Here is a 13,269-nt window from a genome sequence, read left to right on the forward strand (position 1 = left end):
GTCGGTTCCGGGAAGATAATGAGTCTGAAACGCAATCCAGTGTTGAATAAAAGTAGAGAATCCCGCACATCCACAGATGACCTGGCTTTCTTTGTTCGCCTGGCCGGGCTGGAGAGTCTGACGGCGGCGGCGCATGAACTGGGCCTGTCGCTGGCGGCGGTCAGCAAACGTCTGAGCCAGCTTGAGCAGCGCCTCGGCGTGCAGCTGCTGCGCCGCACCACCCGACGGCTGGAGCTGACGGCAGAAGGGCGTCGCTATCTGGCGGGTGCCCGACCGCTGCTGGATCAGCTGGCGGCGCTGGAGGAGGCGGTGAGCGGGGAAACCGCTCAGCTACGCGGCACACTGAACATCAACGCCTCATTCGGCTTTGGCCGTCGCCATATCGCGCCCTGCGTGTCGGCCTTTGCTGCCCTGCATCCGCAGCTCTCGCTGTCGCTGCAGCTCAGCAGCCAGTCACTCAATTTTCCGGATGCGCATATGGATATCGATATTCGGGTCGGTGAACCACCTGACTCGCGGCTGGTGGCGCGCAAACTGCGCACCAATCCGCGTATTCTCTGCTGCTCGCCTGCCTACGCTGCCCGGCATGGTCTGCCTGCCACCGTGCGCGATCTGGCGCAGCACAACTGCATTTTACTGCGCCAGCATGACAGCGATTTTACCCTGTGGCGGCTGATCCGTGGCGAACAGAGCATCACGCAGAAAGTGCGCGGCAGCCTGATCACCAATGATGGCGAAGTGGCGATGCGCCTGGCGATGGACGGGCATGGCATCCTGCTGCGTTCCTGGTGGGACGCGCAGCACAGTCTGGCGTCGGGTGAACTGCTGCCGGTGTTACCTGACTGGCAGGCACCCGATGGGGATATTTTTGCGGTCTGGCAGGCGCAGCGTCAGCTTCCGGCGCGAATTTCCGCCTTTGTCGCGTTTCTGCAGCAGCATCTTCAGTCGATTGATTAATCTGTTATTGATCTGTTTTCCTGCCCCTTCTGACGGGGCTGAACACTTTATATACCGTATAATGCTGATTTACGCCGCTGAACGAGCCGCTGCGTTTACACTATTTTCACTGATGCGTATGATTCTCATTCTTTTTATCCCAGCCTGCCGGGTCTGCCGCGGCCCGCCGGGAACGGCAGATCGATAAGGGAGTTAAGCATGAAAGCGTTGTTCAGCCCGCGTAAAATGGCACTTGCCCTGGCGATGGTCAGCGCCTTCGGCCTGACCGCGTGTCAGACCACAACCAGGAAAGTGGATGGCAGCGGGGCGGTGGTGATGCAGCCCTCCAGCCCGGACAATCTGATCCAGCGTGAGCTGGAAGGGGGCGTGCAGCAGATGGTCTATCTGTCCGCAACCAATACGCTCTATATCGCCCGTGCGCAGGCGGCAGAGACGGTAAGCGGCGGCATGATCTATCGGCTTGATGCCACCACGCTGCAGAGCCGTGGGGCCGGGCATTTCGATCTGAAAAACGTGGGTCTGATCGGTGAGCCGGACGGCAGCGCGCTCTACGCTACCAACGCCTTCGATGGTGCAATCACTGAGATCGATCCGGAAAACGGCAGGGTGCTGAAACGGCTGATCCTGAATGAGAAAGATCAGAGTGGCCAGCCCGCTCATCCGCATGAAATCCTGCTGCATGACGGCCTGCTCTATGTGGGCGATGCCGGTGATTCGGGTGTGATCTGGGTCGTGCAGGCGAAAACCCTGAAGCTGAAAGCCCGGATGACCGGAGCCGGAAAAGCGATCGGCGGCCTGCTTTTCTCACCGGTCAGCGATCGGATTTATGCAACGAATGGCAGTGGCGAGATCCTGGTCATCAATCCGCGTAATCACAGGATCGAGCAGCGTCTGACCGCGGGAGACGGACAGAGCGATCCGTTGCTGAACATGGCGGAAGATCCGGCGACGGGTCGGTTGTTTGTCACGGCGCGTTCCCGGACGGGGCAGGCGTGGGTGTTTGATGAGCGGAGCGGCCGGGTGATCCAGAGTCTGGTGCCGGGCGATTCGCAGGGCATTAAATTCAATGGCAAGCGTAATGAAATCTACCTCAGCCAGCGCGAGTCAAAGGAGGTGCTGCAGCTGGATGGCACGACTTATGACGTTAAAAACAGCTGGTCATTTGGGGGGCATCCCGAAAATCTGCTGGTGACGCCGGATGGGCAGACGCTGTTTGTCACCCTGAAGCAGGGGAGCAAAGAGGATAGCAGCGGACAGTCGCAGGATGGCGTGGCGCGCATCAATCTGCAGTAAAAAAAGGCGGCACGGCTGCCGCCCCGGGACTTATTTGCTGACACCCTCAACCAGCACCACGCGGTAGCTGGCACCTTTCAGGCGGTGCGCTTTGGCCGCCTGATATTCCGGGCTGTCATACCAGGCATGAGCGGCTTCGCGGCTCGCGAACTCCAGAATTACCACTCCTTCCGCTTCCTGACCTTCCAGCGTTTCCAGCTCACCATAAAAGGCGAGCGGGTTGATCTGATGATCGCCGCGTGCCTGGCCCGCTTTCTCGGCGTAGATCGCCATTTCATCCTGATTCAGGGTGTTATCACGAATAAAAACAACGTATGCACTCACAGGTTTCTCCTTAAGCTTTTTTATCCTGAGTCTGGGTATCGAAGTCAGCGGCATCATGACGCTCATGCAGCTGATCGGCCGGGTCACCCATTACGCGGTTGACCTTGCGACCACGAATCACGGCCGGCCGCTGCGCGATCTCTTTCGCCCAGCGCACCACATTTTTATAGGACTGCACATCCAGGAATTCCGCCGCGCCATACTGATCGTTCAGCACCATATTGCCGTACCACGGCCAGGTGGCGATGTCGGCGATGGTGTAATCGTCACCGGCCAGATAGCGGTTATCGGCCAGCTGGCGATCCAGCACGTCGAGCTGACGCTTCGCTTCCAGCGTGAAGCGGTTGATGGCGTACTCAATTTTTTCCGGCGCATAGTGATAGAAATGGCCGAAACCGCCGCCCAGATAAGGCGCGGAGCCCTGCAGCCAGAACAGCCAGTTCAGGGTTTCGGTGCGGGTGGCGATATCTTTTGGCAGGAAGTAGCCATATTTTTCTGCCAGATAGAGCAGGATATTGCCCGACTCAAACACCCGGATCGGCGGCGTGGCCGAGTGGTCGCTCAGCGCCGGAATTTTCGAATTCGGATTCACGTCAACAAATCCGCTGGAGAACTGATCGCCGTCGCCGATACGAATCAGCCAGGCATCATATTCCGCATCCTGAACGTTCAGCGCCAGCAGCTCTTCCAGCAGGATGGTCACTTTCTGGCCGTTAGGCGTGCCCAGGGAGTAGAGCTGCAGAGGGTGTTTGCCGACCGGCAGCGCTTTTTCATGGGTAGGACCCGCAAATGGACGGTTCGTCTTCGCACCGTTGCCTTTGGCTTCAGGATCCCAGGTCCAGACTTTTGCAGGCTGATATGCATTTTCCGACATAATAAACGTTCGCCTTGTGATGTGATGTTCGTCAGGAGTGTAGCAGGTGCTGCGAAGGCGGTTTAACTCTGCTGGCTGCGCAAAGGTGTGCTGCCCCGCGCGGAGGTCAGGCGGGCTGCGGCGTCGGAGAAAAGTGCATAAAAGTGTGTCAGGCGGGGCGTTGGTGGTTTATACCGTGCAGCAGGCGACCACTGCACGGCAGGCAGGTTTACAGCAGTTCGCGCTCAATCCGTTCGCGGGTTTCGATAGCCTGAACCTTCATTTTTTCCGGGTAGCCAAACAGAGAGGTGGCGATAATCGATTCACCGCCCACTTTATGTGTCCGGGTGGCAAAGCCGGTGTCGCGCAGCGTTTTAAACAGGGTGTCGAAGTCCACTTCGCCTTCACCGACGCCAACGTGCTGGTGAATGGTGGCATCCACTCCCGGCGGGTTAACGATGTAGCGACAGTGTCTGGTGTGATTCATGGTGTCGGCGATCAGTACGTGGGAGAGATCGTCTCCGGCATACTCCAGCATCGGCTTCACATCGCCTTTACCTTTGTCATAAAAGAAGGTGTGAGGGGTGCTGTAAACATATTTGACGTTGTCGCTGCGGAACGATTTGACGATATCGACCGTTTCGTTGTTCTCTTCGCAAAAATCCCAGGGGTGAGCCTGGATTTCGACGCGGATGCCTTCACGTTCGATGATTGGCAGCAGCTCCTCCATCGAGCGATAGAACATCTCTTCGCAGATTTCCGGCTCGTTTGGCGTGCCGGAGAGTTCGGTGTTGATCACTGGCACCCCCATCTCAACCGCGATCTCAATCATCCGCTTCCAGTTTTTTACCGCCGCCTGACGGCGCAGCTCATCCGGGCCGGACCAGCGATAGACGACGATAAACGAAGAGACCGCCAGCCCGGTGGCGCGCAGGGCATTTTTATACTCAGTGATGATTTCACGGCTGGCTTTAGGGTGCTTATAAAAGGGGTTGATCTGTGGATGCGGTGACTGTTCGATATATTTGTATCCCCACTCCGCCACCTGATGAACCATTCGGGTGATGCCCATATCTTTAATCACATCCACATCAAAAGCGATTTTCATCTTTCTGCTCCGGCGTTACTAAAGGGCTGTTGTTCATGGCCGACCGCATCAGGCTGCTGCGAGCTTAACGGCGCGGCGGACGGAGCGGGTCAGCAAGCCGGCCCGCTTCTGCCGCCGGACACGCTCTGGAATCGGGCCGGCAGCAGGATTTTCCCCTGTTTTATCAAATGAACGTTTTAAAAGGAATGAAGATAGAAATGAATGTTTCATTCTGAGAGGAGCGTCAAGGTTGTCGCATTTTTTCTATCAAAAAAATGAGAGGATTTTCCGGGCCACGTTAGAGTGAGAGGCGCAAAACCCGCAGAACAGGTCGTTTTCAATCCGAAAGAAGAGGGGCAGGATGGCAAAAGTAACGATGATCGCCATAGCACAGGCGGCGGGTGTAGGCGTAGCCACCGTAGACCGGGTGCTTAACCGTCGTGCGCCGGTGCGTAGCGTGACCACGCAGAAGGTGCTGAGTGCGGCCCGTGAGCTGGGCTACCGTCTGCCGGATGCGCATAGCCAGGCAATGGCATCGTTCGCTGCGGCCCCGATTCGCGTGAGTTTCATCCTGCTGCCTGCCCGTTACTCCTGTTACCAGCAACTGGGCGAGGCACTGAAACAGCAGCTTAAGATGCAGCAGCCCGCAGGCAATGAACCCGAATTCTGCTGGCATGATATTCATGAGGTGGAGGCAGTGGCGCGATCGTTACGTCAGCTGGCACAACGCAGCGAGGTGATTGCGCTGGTGGCACTGGATCATCCGCTGATTCGGCACGCTGTCCGCGACGTGTCGCGGCTGGGCGTGCGGGTCTACGCGCTGTTCTCCGACTTCTCGCCCTGTGAACATGCCGGTTTTATCGGCATCGATAACCAGAAAGCGGGCCGGACGGCGGCCTGGATGGCGCAGCATCTGCTTCGACAGCCGGGATCGGTCGGCGTGCTGCTCGGCGATCATCGCTTTACCTGTCAGGAGCGCAGCGAAATCAGTTTTCGATCCTGCCTGCGTGAAGCGGGCGTCAGCCAGCGGGTGCTGGAGCCGCTGAAAACGCATGAGTCCGCAGAAGGGGGCTATCAGGCGGCCCGGCAGTTGCTGGAGACACATAGGGATCTGGTGATGATTTATGCGCCCTGCGGCGGTATTGAAGGCGTGGTGCAGGCGCTGCGCGAGAGTGGCCGCCCCCGGATTGATCTGCTGTGCCACGGTCCGCTGCCGGGCGATGACCTGGCGCTGATTGACGGCACCATTACGCTGATGCTGCGCAACCGAATTGATGCGCTGGCCGCGGCTGCGATCGCAACATGCCTCAGCAGTCCGGCAGATCAGCATGATCATTTTGCTCAGGTCACGGTGCCGTTCGATATCGTCACGCGTGAAAACCTGTAGAGAGATCCGCTTAGTTATTTTTGACAGGAATCTCTCATTTACAGCGAGGTGCTGACAGGATCGCCTGGATAAAATTGAAAGTTTTCACGATTGTCCGGGATGAAACATATCGTTTGATATCACCCTTCAGAAACGGGCTACTGCCAGAAGGCAAAAACCCCCGCCGAAGCGAGGGTTTCAAATTCTGATGCGCGACCCAGAGGGCAAGCCACAGGACGTGGCGAGTGAATCGAACCTGTCGATAACGGGTTTGCTCAGAACGCAAAAACCCGCCAGAGGCGGGTTCTTTAAATTTTGGTGCCCGAACCCGGAATCGAACCAGGGACACGGGGATTTTCAATCCCCTGCTCTACCGACTGAGCTATTCGGGCAACGGGGCGCATTAAACCGTAAAGGCCGCGGGTCGTCAACGGCTTTCACTAAAAAACCCCTGAAAACGTGACTGATTGCCTGATTTTCAGTCAGGATCGATAAAACCTCAGGCCAGGGCACCCTGTTTGCGGCACAGCGCGATGCTGTAAACATCTTCCGCCAGGCGCTGAGCGGTGGCGACATCCTGTACATTACGTTTCACCAGCAGCTTACTGAGACAGCCCTCCAGAATCAGCTCCATCTGATCGGCTACCATGGAGGGGTTATCCAGCGCCTGATCCAGCAGAATGTCATGCGTGAACTGCCAGGAGCCACGTTTCTGTTGCTCGGCCAGTTGATGAATGGGCTGGTCAGGCTGCGGATAGAAGCTGCAGGCGGCAATAAACAGGCAGCCAGGGAAGCGGCCTTTACTGACCTGCTCAGCCAGGACGTCATAGCGTGCCATCAGCTTCTGCGCCGCTGACAGCGTTTCATCGAGCAGGATCTGACGTCGCCAGGTTTCAATCTGCTGCCCGTGATAGCGCAGCGCATCGTAGAGCAGGGCGTCACGGTCGGGCCAGAACAGCTGAAGCTGTTCTGAGGGTAATCCGGAACCCGCCAGGGTCTCCAGTGAGAGGGTGGCGGCGAGGCCGTTCTGTTCAAGCACATTCAAGGCATGCTCGAGTATCTGTTCACGCTGCAAGTGACTCTCCTCTGGTCTTCAGGCCCGGCTGATTACCGGGCAACAATCTGACTCCAGTGTTGTTTATGGGGTAAGTTTCTGCAAATGCGCCCGGAAGTCGGCGGCATTGAGAAACCCGGTGATACGCGATCCGGGGATTTCGCGGCCCTGCGCATCAAAGAACAATATGGTCGGTAATCCCAGCACCCGAAGATGTTGCAACAGCGCATTGTCGCTGGCGCTGTTGGCCGTGACATTGGCCTGCAGCAACTGAACCCGACTCAGGCTATCGCGCACGGTGCTATCGCTAAAGGTGTATTTTTCAAACTCCTTGCAGGCCACGCACCAGTCAGCATAGAGATCGACCAGGGTAATGCGGCCGTCGGCCTTCTGCAGCGCGCTGTCGAGCTGTTGCGGCGTCTGCACAGGCTGAAACGGCAGCGCGGCTACGGCCTGCTGCTCGGCAGAATGCCCGAAAGCCCACTCCTGCAACGGGCGGGCGCTGATCAGCGCGGCGGCCAGCATGACGATCTGCACCACCCGCCACCCGCCGCTGCGGGTATGCAGGCTGACACAGAACGCCCAGCCGAAAAAGGCCACACCCAGCAGGCTCCAGAGGCGTAATCCCCAGAGATCGCCGGTTATCCGCTCCAGCAGAAACACCGGCAGCGCCAGAATGACAAACCCAAAGCCCTCTTTAACGGTCTGCATCCACGGGCCGCTTTTCGGCAGCAGGCGATTCCCAAAGAGCGTCACGGCGATCAGAGGTAATCCCATGCCGACGGCATAAAGCCACAGCGTGCCCGCGCCAGCCCACAGATTTCCGCTCTGCGCGATATAAAGCAGAATGGCGCTGAGCGGGGCAGTGGTGCAGGGCGAGCAGATTAATCCGGCCAGTGCCCCCATCAGGAAGACACCAGGCAGCGATCCGCCCTGCTGGCGATTGCTCCACAGGGTCAGGCGCGTTTGCAGGCTGGCGGGCAGCTGCAGCGTAAAGAGGCCAAACATCGACAGGGCCAGCACGATAAACAGCACGGAGAGCGTCACCAGCACATAAGGGTGCTGGAGCGCGGCCTGGAAACGCAGACCGGCGGCCGCGACGATCAGCCCCAGCAGCGTGTAGGTGAGCGCCATCCCCTGCACATAGACCATCGCCAGCGCAAACAGCCGGCCCAGCGAAGAGTGGCGCTGTCCGCCAAGAATAATGCCGGAGATCAGCGGATACATCGGCAGCACGCAGGGCGTAAACGCCACACCGATGCCGATCAGCAGCGCCCAGAGCGGGGAAAAGGGCAGCGGGCTGGCGGGGGCAGGCTGAGCGTCAGATCTGTTGGTGGCCGTCGCCGCCTGTGCGGGCGCGGACGCACTGCTGGCGGCCACCGCGTTCAGCGGAACGGTGCGGGTTTCCGGCGGATAACAGAACCCGGCGGCGGCACAGCCCTGATAGGTGACGCTGAGCGAGGCGCCGCGGGCGGCCTGCTGCAGCGTCACCGGCAGCGTCAGATTTTCAGGATAGATCTCACTTTTGCCAAAGAACTCATCTTCATGCGGCTGACCCGCAGGCAGCGTCAGCGGCGCAATCGTCGCGTTCTGGGGCGTGATGTGGATCTGCTGGCGATAGAGGTAATAACCCGATTTCACCTTCCAGTGCAGGTTGAGTTGCGCGCCCTGCTGGTCGAAGTCAAACGTAAACGCCTGGTCGACCGGCACGAAGCGGCGGGTCGATGGGTCTGAGAAAAGGGATGCGTGCGCCTGCAGGCAGATAAACAGCGCCAGCAGGATCGTTATTAAGCGAGAGATGCGTGCAGCCATGACAAGTATTCACTGTCTCCATATTGAACCGGCAGAGCCAGCAGTTCGGGTACGTCGTAAGGATGAGCCGCTTTGAGCAGGTCACACAGCGCCTGCTGGCGATCGCTGTCGCACTTCAGCAGCATCTGCACTTCACTACTCTGCTCGATTTTCCCCTGCCAGCGATACCAGGAGGTCGCCCCCGGCAGCAGAGTCACGCAGGCCGCCAGTCTGGCTTCCAGCGCCAGGGCAGCGAGCTGCTGCGCTGTAGTCTGATCGGGCGCCGTACAGAGAATAACAACAGCCTTCATCCTGACACTCCTGTTTAAAAGAGCGCCGATGATAGCACGCTCCCCCGGTAAGATGATGCGGGCGCTACAGCAGCAGCCCGCCAAAGAGAAAGCCCGCCAGCACCGACAGCGCAATGGCGATCACGCCTGGAATAATAAAGGCGTGGTTGAAGACAAACTTGCCAATCCGGGTGGAGCCGGTGTCATCCATCTCCACCGCGGCCAGCAGAGTCGGGTAGGTGGGCAGGACGAACAGCGCCGACACGGCGGCGAAGGAGGCAATCGCCGTCAGCGGGCTGACGCCCAGCAGCAGCGCGGCGGGCATGAGTGCTTTGGTGGTGGCAGCCTGCGAGTAGAGCAGCATGGAGGCGAAAAACAGAATCAGCGCCAGCATCCACGGGTAGGTTTTCAGCGTGTCGCCAGCCAGGGTCTGAATATCGGCCAGATGCGCTTTTACAAAGGTATCGCCCAGCCAGGCAACGCCCATTACGCAGATACAGGCACTCATACCCGATTTAAAGGTACTGGCACTGAGGATGTCGCCGGTGTCGAGTCTGCAGGTCAGGCTGATCAGCGTGGCGATGGTCAGCATAAACACGACAATAGCCTCATTGCGCGGCAGAGGTGGATTGACGATCAGGCCAACGCTGGCGCTGGTCGCGGTGGCATAGAGCACCACGGCCACAATCCCCGCCAGGAACAGCAGCACCGATCTTTTCGCGCCCGGTTTTGCCTGGTAGTGTGTGGCACCGCGCAGGGTGGTTTCCCCTTTGGCAAGACGGGCCTGATAAACCTCATCATCTTTTAACTCTTTGCCAAGAAAGTTCGTTACCAGCGCCGCCAGGAACAGGCCTGCCATCGTGGCGGGGATGGTGATCGCCAGCAGGGTGATGTAGCTGACGCCGCGCGGTTCAAGCAGCGTCGCGAAGAAGACCACTGCCGCAGAAATCGGTGAGGCGGTAATCGCAATCTGTGATGCCACGACCGCAATCGACAGCGGCCGGGAGGGGCGGACGCCTTGCTCTTTTGCCACTTCAGCAATCACCGGCAGCGTCGAAAATGCAGTGTGTCCGGTGCCGGCCAGCAGCGTCATCAGGTAGGTCACCAGTGGGGCCAGCAGGGTGACGTGACGCGGATGGCGACGCAGCAGGCGTTCCGCCAGGCTCACCAGATAATCCATTCCGCCCGCCACCTGCATGGCCGCTATCGCCGCGATCACCGCCATGATGATTTCGATAACGTCAAAGGGGATCGCGCCAGGTGCCATGCCAAATCCCAGCGTCAGGATCAGCACGCCCATTCCGCCTGCGAATCCGATCCCTATACCGCCAAGGCGGGCACCCAACCAGATCGCCATGAAGACGATCAGCAGCTCAACCACAAACATGAATCACTCCTGAAAAGTAAACCGGCCATTACTGAGACGCTGTGTATCAAAAAAAAGGCACACCGTGTTGATCGCGGTGTGCCTTTTGTTAACCAGCGCAGGTCAGACCCTACTGCTCGTTTTCATCGGTATACCGTTTCGCTTTATAGACCGGATACATCAGGTTCTGCACTGAGAAGATATCGTCCAGCTCACTCTCCGTCAGCAGGCCACGCTCCAGCACCACTTCGCGCACGCTCTTGCCGGTTTCGGCACAGATTTTACCGACGATGTCGCCGTTGTGATGGCCGATGTAGGGGTTGAGGTAAGTCACGATACCAATGGAGTTGAAGACGTAGGCTTCGCACACTGCGCGGTTAGCGGTGATGCCGTTGACACACTTCTCCAGCAGGTTGTAGCAGGCGTTGGTCAGGATGCTGATCGACTCAAACAGCGCCTGGCCAATGACCGGCTCCATCACGTTAAGCTGCAACTGACCGGCTTCAGAGGCCATGGTGACCGTGATGTCGTTGCCAATAACTTTAAAGCAGACCTGGTTGACCACCTCCGGCACCACCGGATTGACCTTGGCGGGCATGATGGAGGAACCCGCCTGCAGCTCTGGCAGGTTGATTTCGTTCAGACCCGCGCGCGGACCGGAGGAGAGCAGCCGCAGATCGTTACAGATTTTAGAGAGCTTCACCGCCAGGCGTTTCAGCGAGGAGTGAACCATCACGTAGGCACCGCAGTCAGAGGTCGCTTCGATCAGATCTTCTGCTGGCACCACCGGCAGGTTACTCACTTCCGCCAGACGCTGAACCGCCAGGTGCTGGTAGCCTTCCGGCGTATTGAGGCGGGTGCCGATGGCGGTCGCCCCCAGGTTCACTTCCAGCAGCAGTTCGGCGGTGCGCAGAATGCTTTTCGTCTCTTCATTCAGCAGCACGCTGAAGGCGTGAAACTCCTGGCCGAGCGTCATCGGCACGGCATCCTGCAGCTGGGTGCGGCCCATCTTCAGGATGGTCTGAAACTCATCGGCCTTGTTCTGGAACCCTTCAGAGAGCTGGCTGATGCCATCCAGCAGCTTCAGCAGTGAGCTGTAGACCGCGATGCGGAAACCGGTCGGGTAGGCATCATTGGTGGACTGGCACTTATTCACATGATCGTTGGGATTGAGGTACTGATATTCCCCTTTCTGGTGGCCCATCAGCTCCAGGCCGATGTTCGCCAGCACCTCATTGGTGTTCATGTTGACCGAGGTTCCCGCACCGCCCTGATAGACATCCACGGGGAACTGGTCCATACAGCGGCCCTTGTTCAGCACTTCATCGCAGGCCTTAATGATGGTATCGGCAATGTTGCGCGGGATGGTCTGCAGCTCTTTGTTGGCCATCGCGGCCGCTTTTTTCACCATCACCATACCGCGGACAAACTCAGGTATGTCGCTGATTTTACTGTTGCTGATATAGAAATTCTCAATCGCACGCAGAGTATGAACGCCATAATAGGCATCCGCCGGAACTTCGCGCATACCTAACAGGTCTTCTTCGATACGAATGTTGTTCGCCATGATAACCTTCTTGTTGTTGCCGCTAACCATCACAAAGGATGTGTTTATTTTGTCGTGGTGTACCCGTGCCGACATATTATCCGTCTTCACAGGGGCGTGTGCGATCATATTCTGATGCCAGTGAAAATCATGCATGCAGATCACTTAATGCTGCAGCCTGGTTAACGATATGTGAAGTAGGTTACAAAATTAACCCCGCAGGATAAATTTGACAGAATCGGTTGAAAATGGCGGCGCGGGTGCCCATCTCTTTTCTTATCATCTGTAGGATGAACGCTTTCTGCTGAGCGGCACGCTGCCGTTCAGCCCCTAAATACAGGAGAGTTCGGTGCGCTGGATACCGTTATTAGTCTTTTTTGTTCTGGCCTGGATTGAGATTTCCCTCTTCATTCAGGTTGCACACGTCATGGGCGTGCTGCTGACCATGCTGCTGGTGATCTTCACCTCCTGCATCGGGGTCTCGCTGGTGAAAAACCAGGGCATGAAAAACTTTATGCTGATGCAGGAGAAGCTGGCGCGTAACGAAAGCCCGGCCAGCGAGATGATCAAAAGCGTGTCGCTGATCATCGCGGGCTTTCTGCTGTTGCTGCCGGGCTTCTTTACCGACCTGCTCGGCCTGCTGCTGCTGCTCCCCCCCGTTCAGAAGCATCTGACGCTGAAACTGATGCCTCACCTGCGCGTCTGGCGCGGGCCCGGAGCCGGGCCAGACAGCGGTTACACCGTGGATGGTGAGTTCGAGCGCAAAAACAGCGATCGCCTTGAGCACCATGACGATCACCAGGATCGTTAATCGCAATGCCTGCCTCTGAAGCGCAACCTCCGGGTTGCGTTTTTATTTGCCCCTGCTCCTGTTTAAAAAGTCGTCAGTTGTCCTGGCCGGATAAAAAATTTGTTGTTCACCCCCTTGAAAGTGGATGGGCGTGGCCCTATCTCTCAGGTCACGAGGCCGGAAGCCATGCAGCCCGGTGTTCAACCCCAAAACTGAATGATTGGACTTCTCAAAGGAGAGCTATCAAATGAAAATTCGTCCATTGCACGATCGCGTTATCGTCAAGCGTAAAGAAGTTGAAGCTAAATCAGCTGGCGGCATCGTACTGACCGGTTCCGCAGCTGGTAAATCCACTCGTGGTGAAGTACTGGCTGTCGGCAATGGCCGCATCCTTGAGAGTGGCGACGTTAAGCCGCTGGACGTGAAGGTTGGTGACGTCGTGATCTTCAATGAAGGTTATGGTGCTAAAACCGAAAAGATCGACAACGAAGAAGTGCTGATCATCTCTGAAAGCGACATTCTGGCGATTGTTGAAGCGTAATTTTTTTCGCG

13 protein-coding genes and 1 tRNA gene are annotated in these 13,269 nt (G+C 57.7%); 5 read left to right on the forward strand and 9 right to left on the reverse strand.

Going from position 1 to position 13,269, the window contains the following annotated elements; translation table 11 throughout:
* Positions 1-18 precede the first annotated feature (18 nt).
* On the forward strand, positions 19-957 hold the full coding sequence (locus AB1748_RS03630; RefSeq protein WP_111141337.1) for a LysR family transcriptional regulator: 939 nt from the start codon (positions 19-21) through the stop codon (positions 955-957).
* Positions 958-1,155: 198 nt separating this feature from the next.
* Positions 1,156-2,250 carry a YncE family protein gene (locus AB1748_RS03635; RefSeq protein WP_367396013.1) on the forward strand — a complete coding sequence of 365 codons (1,095 nt, stop codon included), beginning with the start codon at positions 1,156-1,158 and terminating at the stop codon, positions 2,248-2,250.
* A 30-nt stretch (positions 2,251-2,280) separates the two neighbouring features.
* On the opposite strand, the gene AB1748_RS03640 is transcribed toward AB1748_RS03635, so the two are convergent.
* From AB1748_RS03640 to AB1748_RS03650, 3 genes are all read right to left on the reverse strand, one after another.
* Positions 2,281-2,574, reverse strand: coding sequence for a DUF1330 domain-containing protein (locus AB1748_RS03640; protein WP_111141339.1), 294 nt, complete (start codon positions 2,572-2,574; stop codon positions 2,281-2,283).
* Positions 2,575-2,584: 10 nt separating this feature from the next.
* Positions 2,585-3,448 carry a glutathione-dependent disulfide-bond oxidoreductase gene (yghU, locus tag AB1748_RS03645; RefSeq protein WP_111141340.1) on the reverse strand — a complete coding sequence of 288 codons (864 nt, stop codon included), beginning with the start codon at positions 3,446-3,448 and terminating at the stop codon, positions 2,585-2,587.
* A 208-nt stretch (positions 3,449-3,656) separates the two neighbouring features.
* Positions 3,657-4,535: a sugar phosphate isomerase/epimerase family protein gene (locus AB1748_RS03650; protein ID WP_293774244.1), complete on the reverse strand. Its 879-nt coding sequence runs from the start codon at positions 4,533-4,535 to the stop codon at positions 3,657-3,659.
* Positions 4,536-4,875: 340 nt separating this feature from the next.
* On the opposite strand from AB1748_RS03650, the gene AB1748_RS03655 reads away from it, so the two are divergent.
* Positions 4,876-5,901 carry a LacI family DNA-binding transcriptional regulator gene (locus AB1748_RS03655; RefSeq protein ID WP_111141342.1) on the forward strand — a complete coding sequence of 342 codons (1,026 nt, stop codon included), beginning with the start codon at positions 4,876-4,878 and terminating at the stop codon, positions 5,899-5,901.
* Between the two features lie 295 nt (positions 5,902-6,196).
* Here the strand turns inward: AB1748_RS03655 and AB1748_RS03660 are convergent.
* The 6 genes from AB1748_RS03660 to aspA all read right to left on the reverse strand — a co-directional run bounded on the left by AB1748_RS03660 (position 6,197) and on the right by aspA (position 11,948).
* A tRNA-Phe gene (locus tag AB1748_RS03660) sits at positions 6,197-6,272 on the reverse strand.
* 107 nt (positions 6,273-6,379) lie between these two features.
* On the reverse strand, positions 6,380-6,955 hold the full coding sequence (locus AB1748_RS03665) for a transcriptional regulator (RefSeq protein ID WP_111141343.1): 576 nt from the start codon (positions 6,953-6,955) through the stop codon (positions 6,380-6,382).
* 63 nt (positions 6,956-7,018) lie between these two features.
* Positions 7,019-8,746: a protein-disulfide reductase DsbD gene (locus AB1748_RS03670; protein ID WP_367396014.1), complete on the reverse strand. Its 1,728-nt coding sequence runs from the start codon at positions 8,744-8,746 to the stop codon at positions 7,019-7,021.
* Positions 8,722-9,036 (reverse strand): divalent cation tolerance protein CutA, encoded by a 315-nt coding sequence (gene cutA, locus AB1748_RS03675; RefSeq protein ID WP_293774240.1) that lies wholly within the window; start codon positions 9,034-9,036, stop codon positions 8,722-8,724. The genes AB1748_RS03670 and cutA overlap by 25 nt, the downstream gene beginning before the upstream one ends.
* Before the next feature lie 64 nt (positions 9,037-9,100).
* Positions 9,101-10,402 (reverse strand): anaerobic C4-dicarboxylate transporter, encoded by a 1,302-nt coding sequence (locus AB1748_RS03680; protein WP_111142143.1) that lies wholly within the window; start codon positions 10,400-10,402, stop codon positions 9,101-9,103.
* Between the two features lie 109 nt (positions 10,403-10,511).
* A complete protein-coding gene (aspA, locus tag AB1748_RS03685; protein WP_293774236.1) occupies positions 10,512-11,948 on the reverse strand; it encodes an aspartate ammonia-lyase in 1,437 nt (478 codons plus the stop codon).
* Between the two features lie 328 nt (positions 11,949-12,276).
* Between aspA and AB1748_RS03690 the strand changes: the two genes are divergently transcribed.
* Entirely contained in the window at positions 12,277-12,738 is a 462-nt protein-coding gene (locus AB1748_RS03690; RefSeq protein WP_111142142.1) for an FxsA family protein, read from the forward strand.
* Between the two features lie 226 nt (positions 12,739-12,964).
* The gene (locus tag AB1748_RS03695; RefSeq protein WP_009092502.1) at positions 12,965-13,258 is read left to right on the forward strand and encodes a co-chaperone GroES; all 294 of its coding nucleotides are present in this window, start codon (positions 12,965-12,967) and stop codon (positions 13,256-13,258) included.
* Positions 13,259-13,269: the final 11 nt, after the last annotated feature.

Origin of the sequence: Pantoea sp. Ep11b (genome assembly GCF_040783975.1) — a bacterium.
GTDB lineage: Bacteria > Pseudomonadota > Gammaproteobacteria > Enterobacterales > Enterobacteriaceae > Pantoea.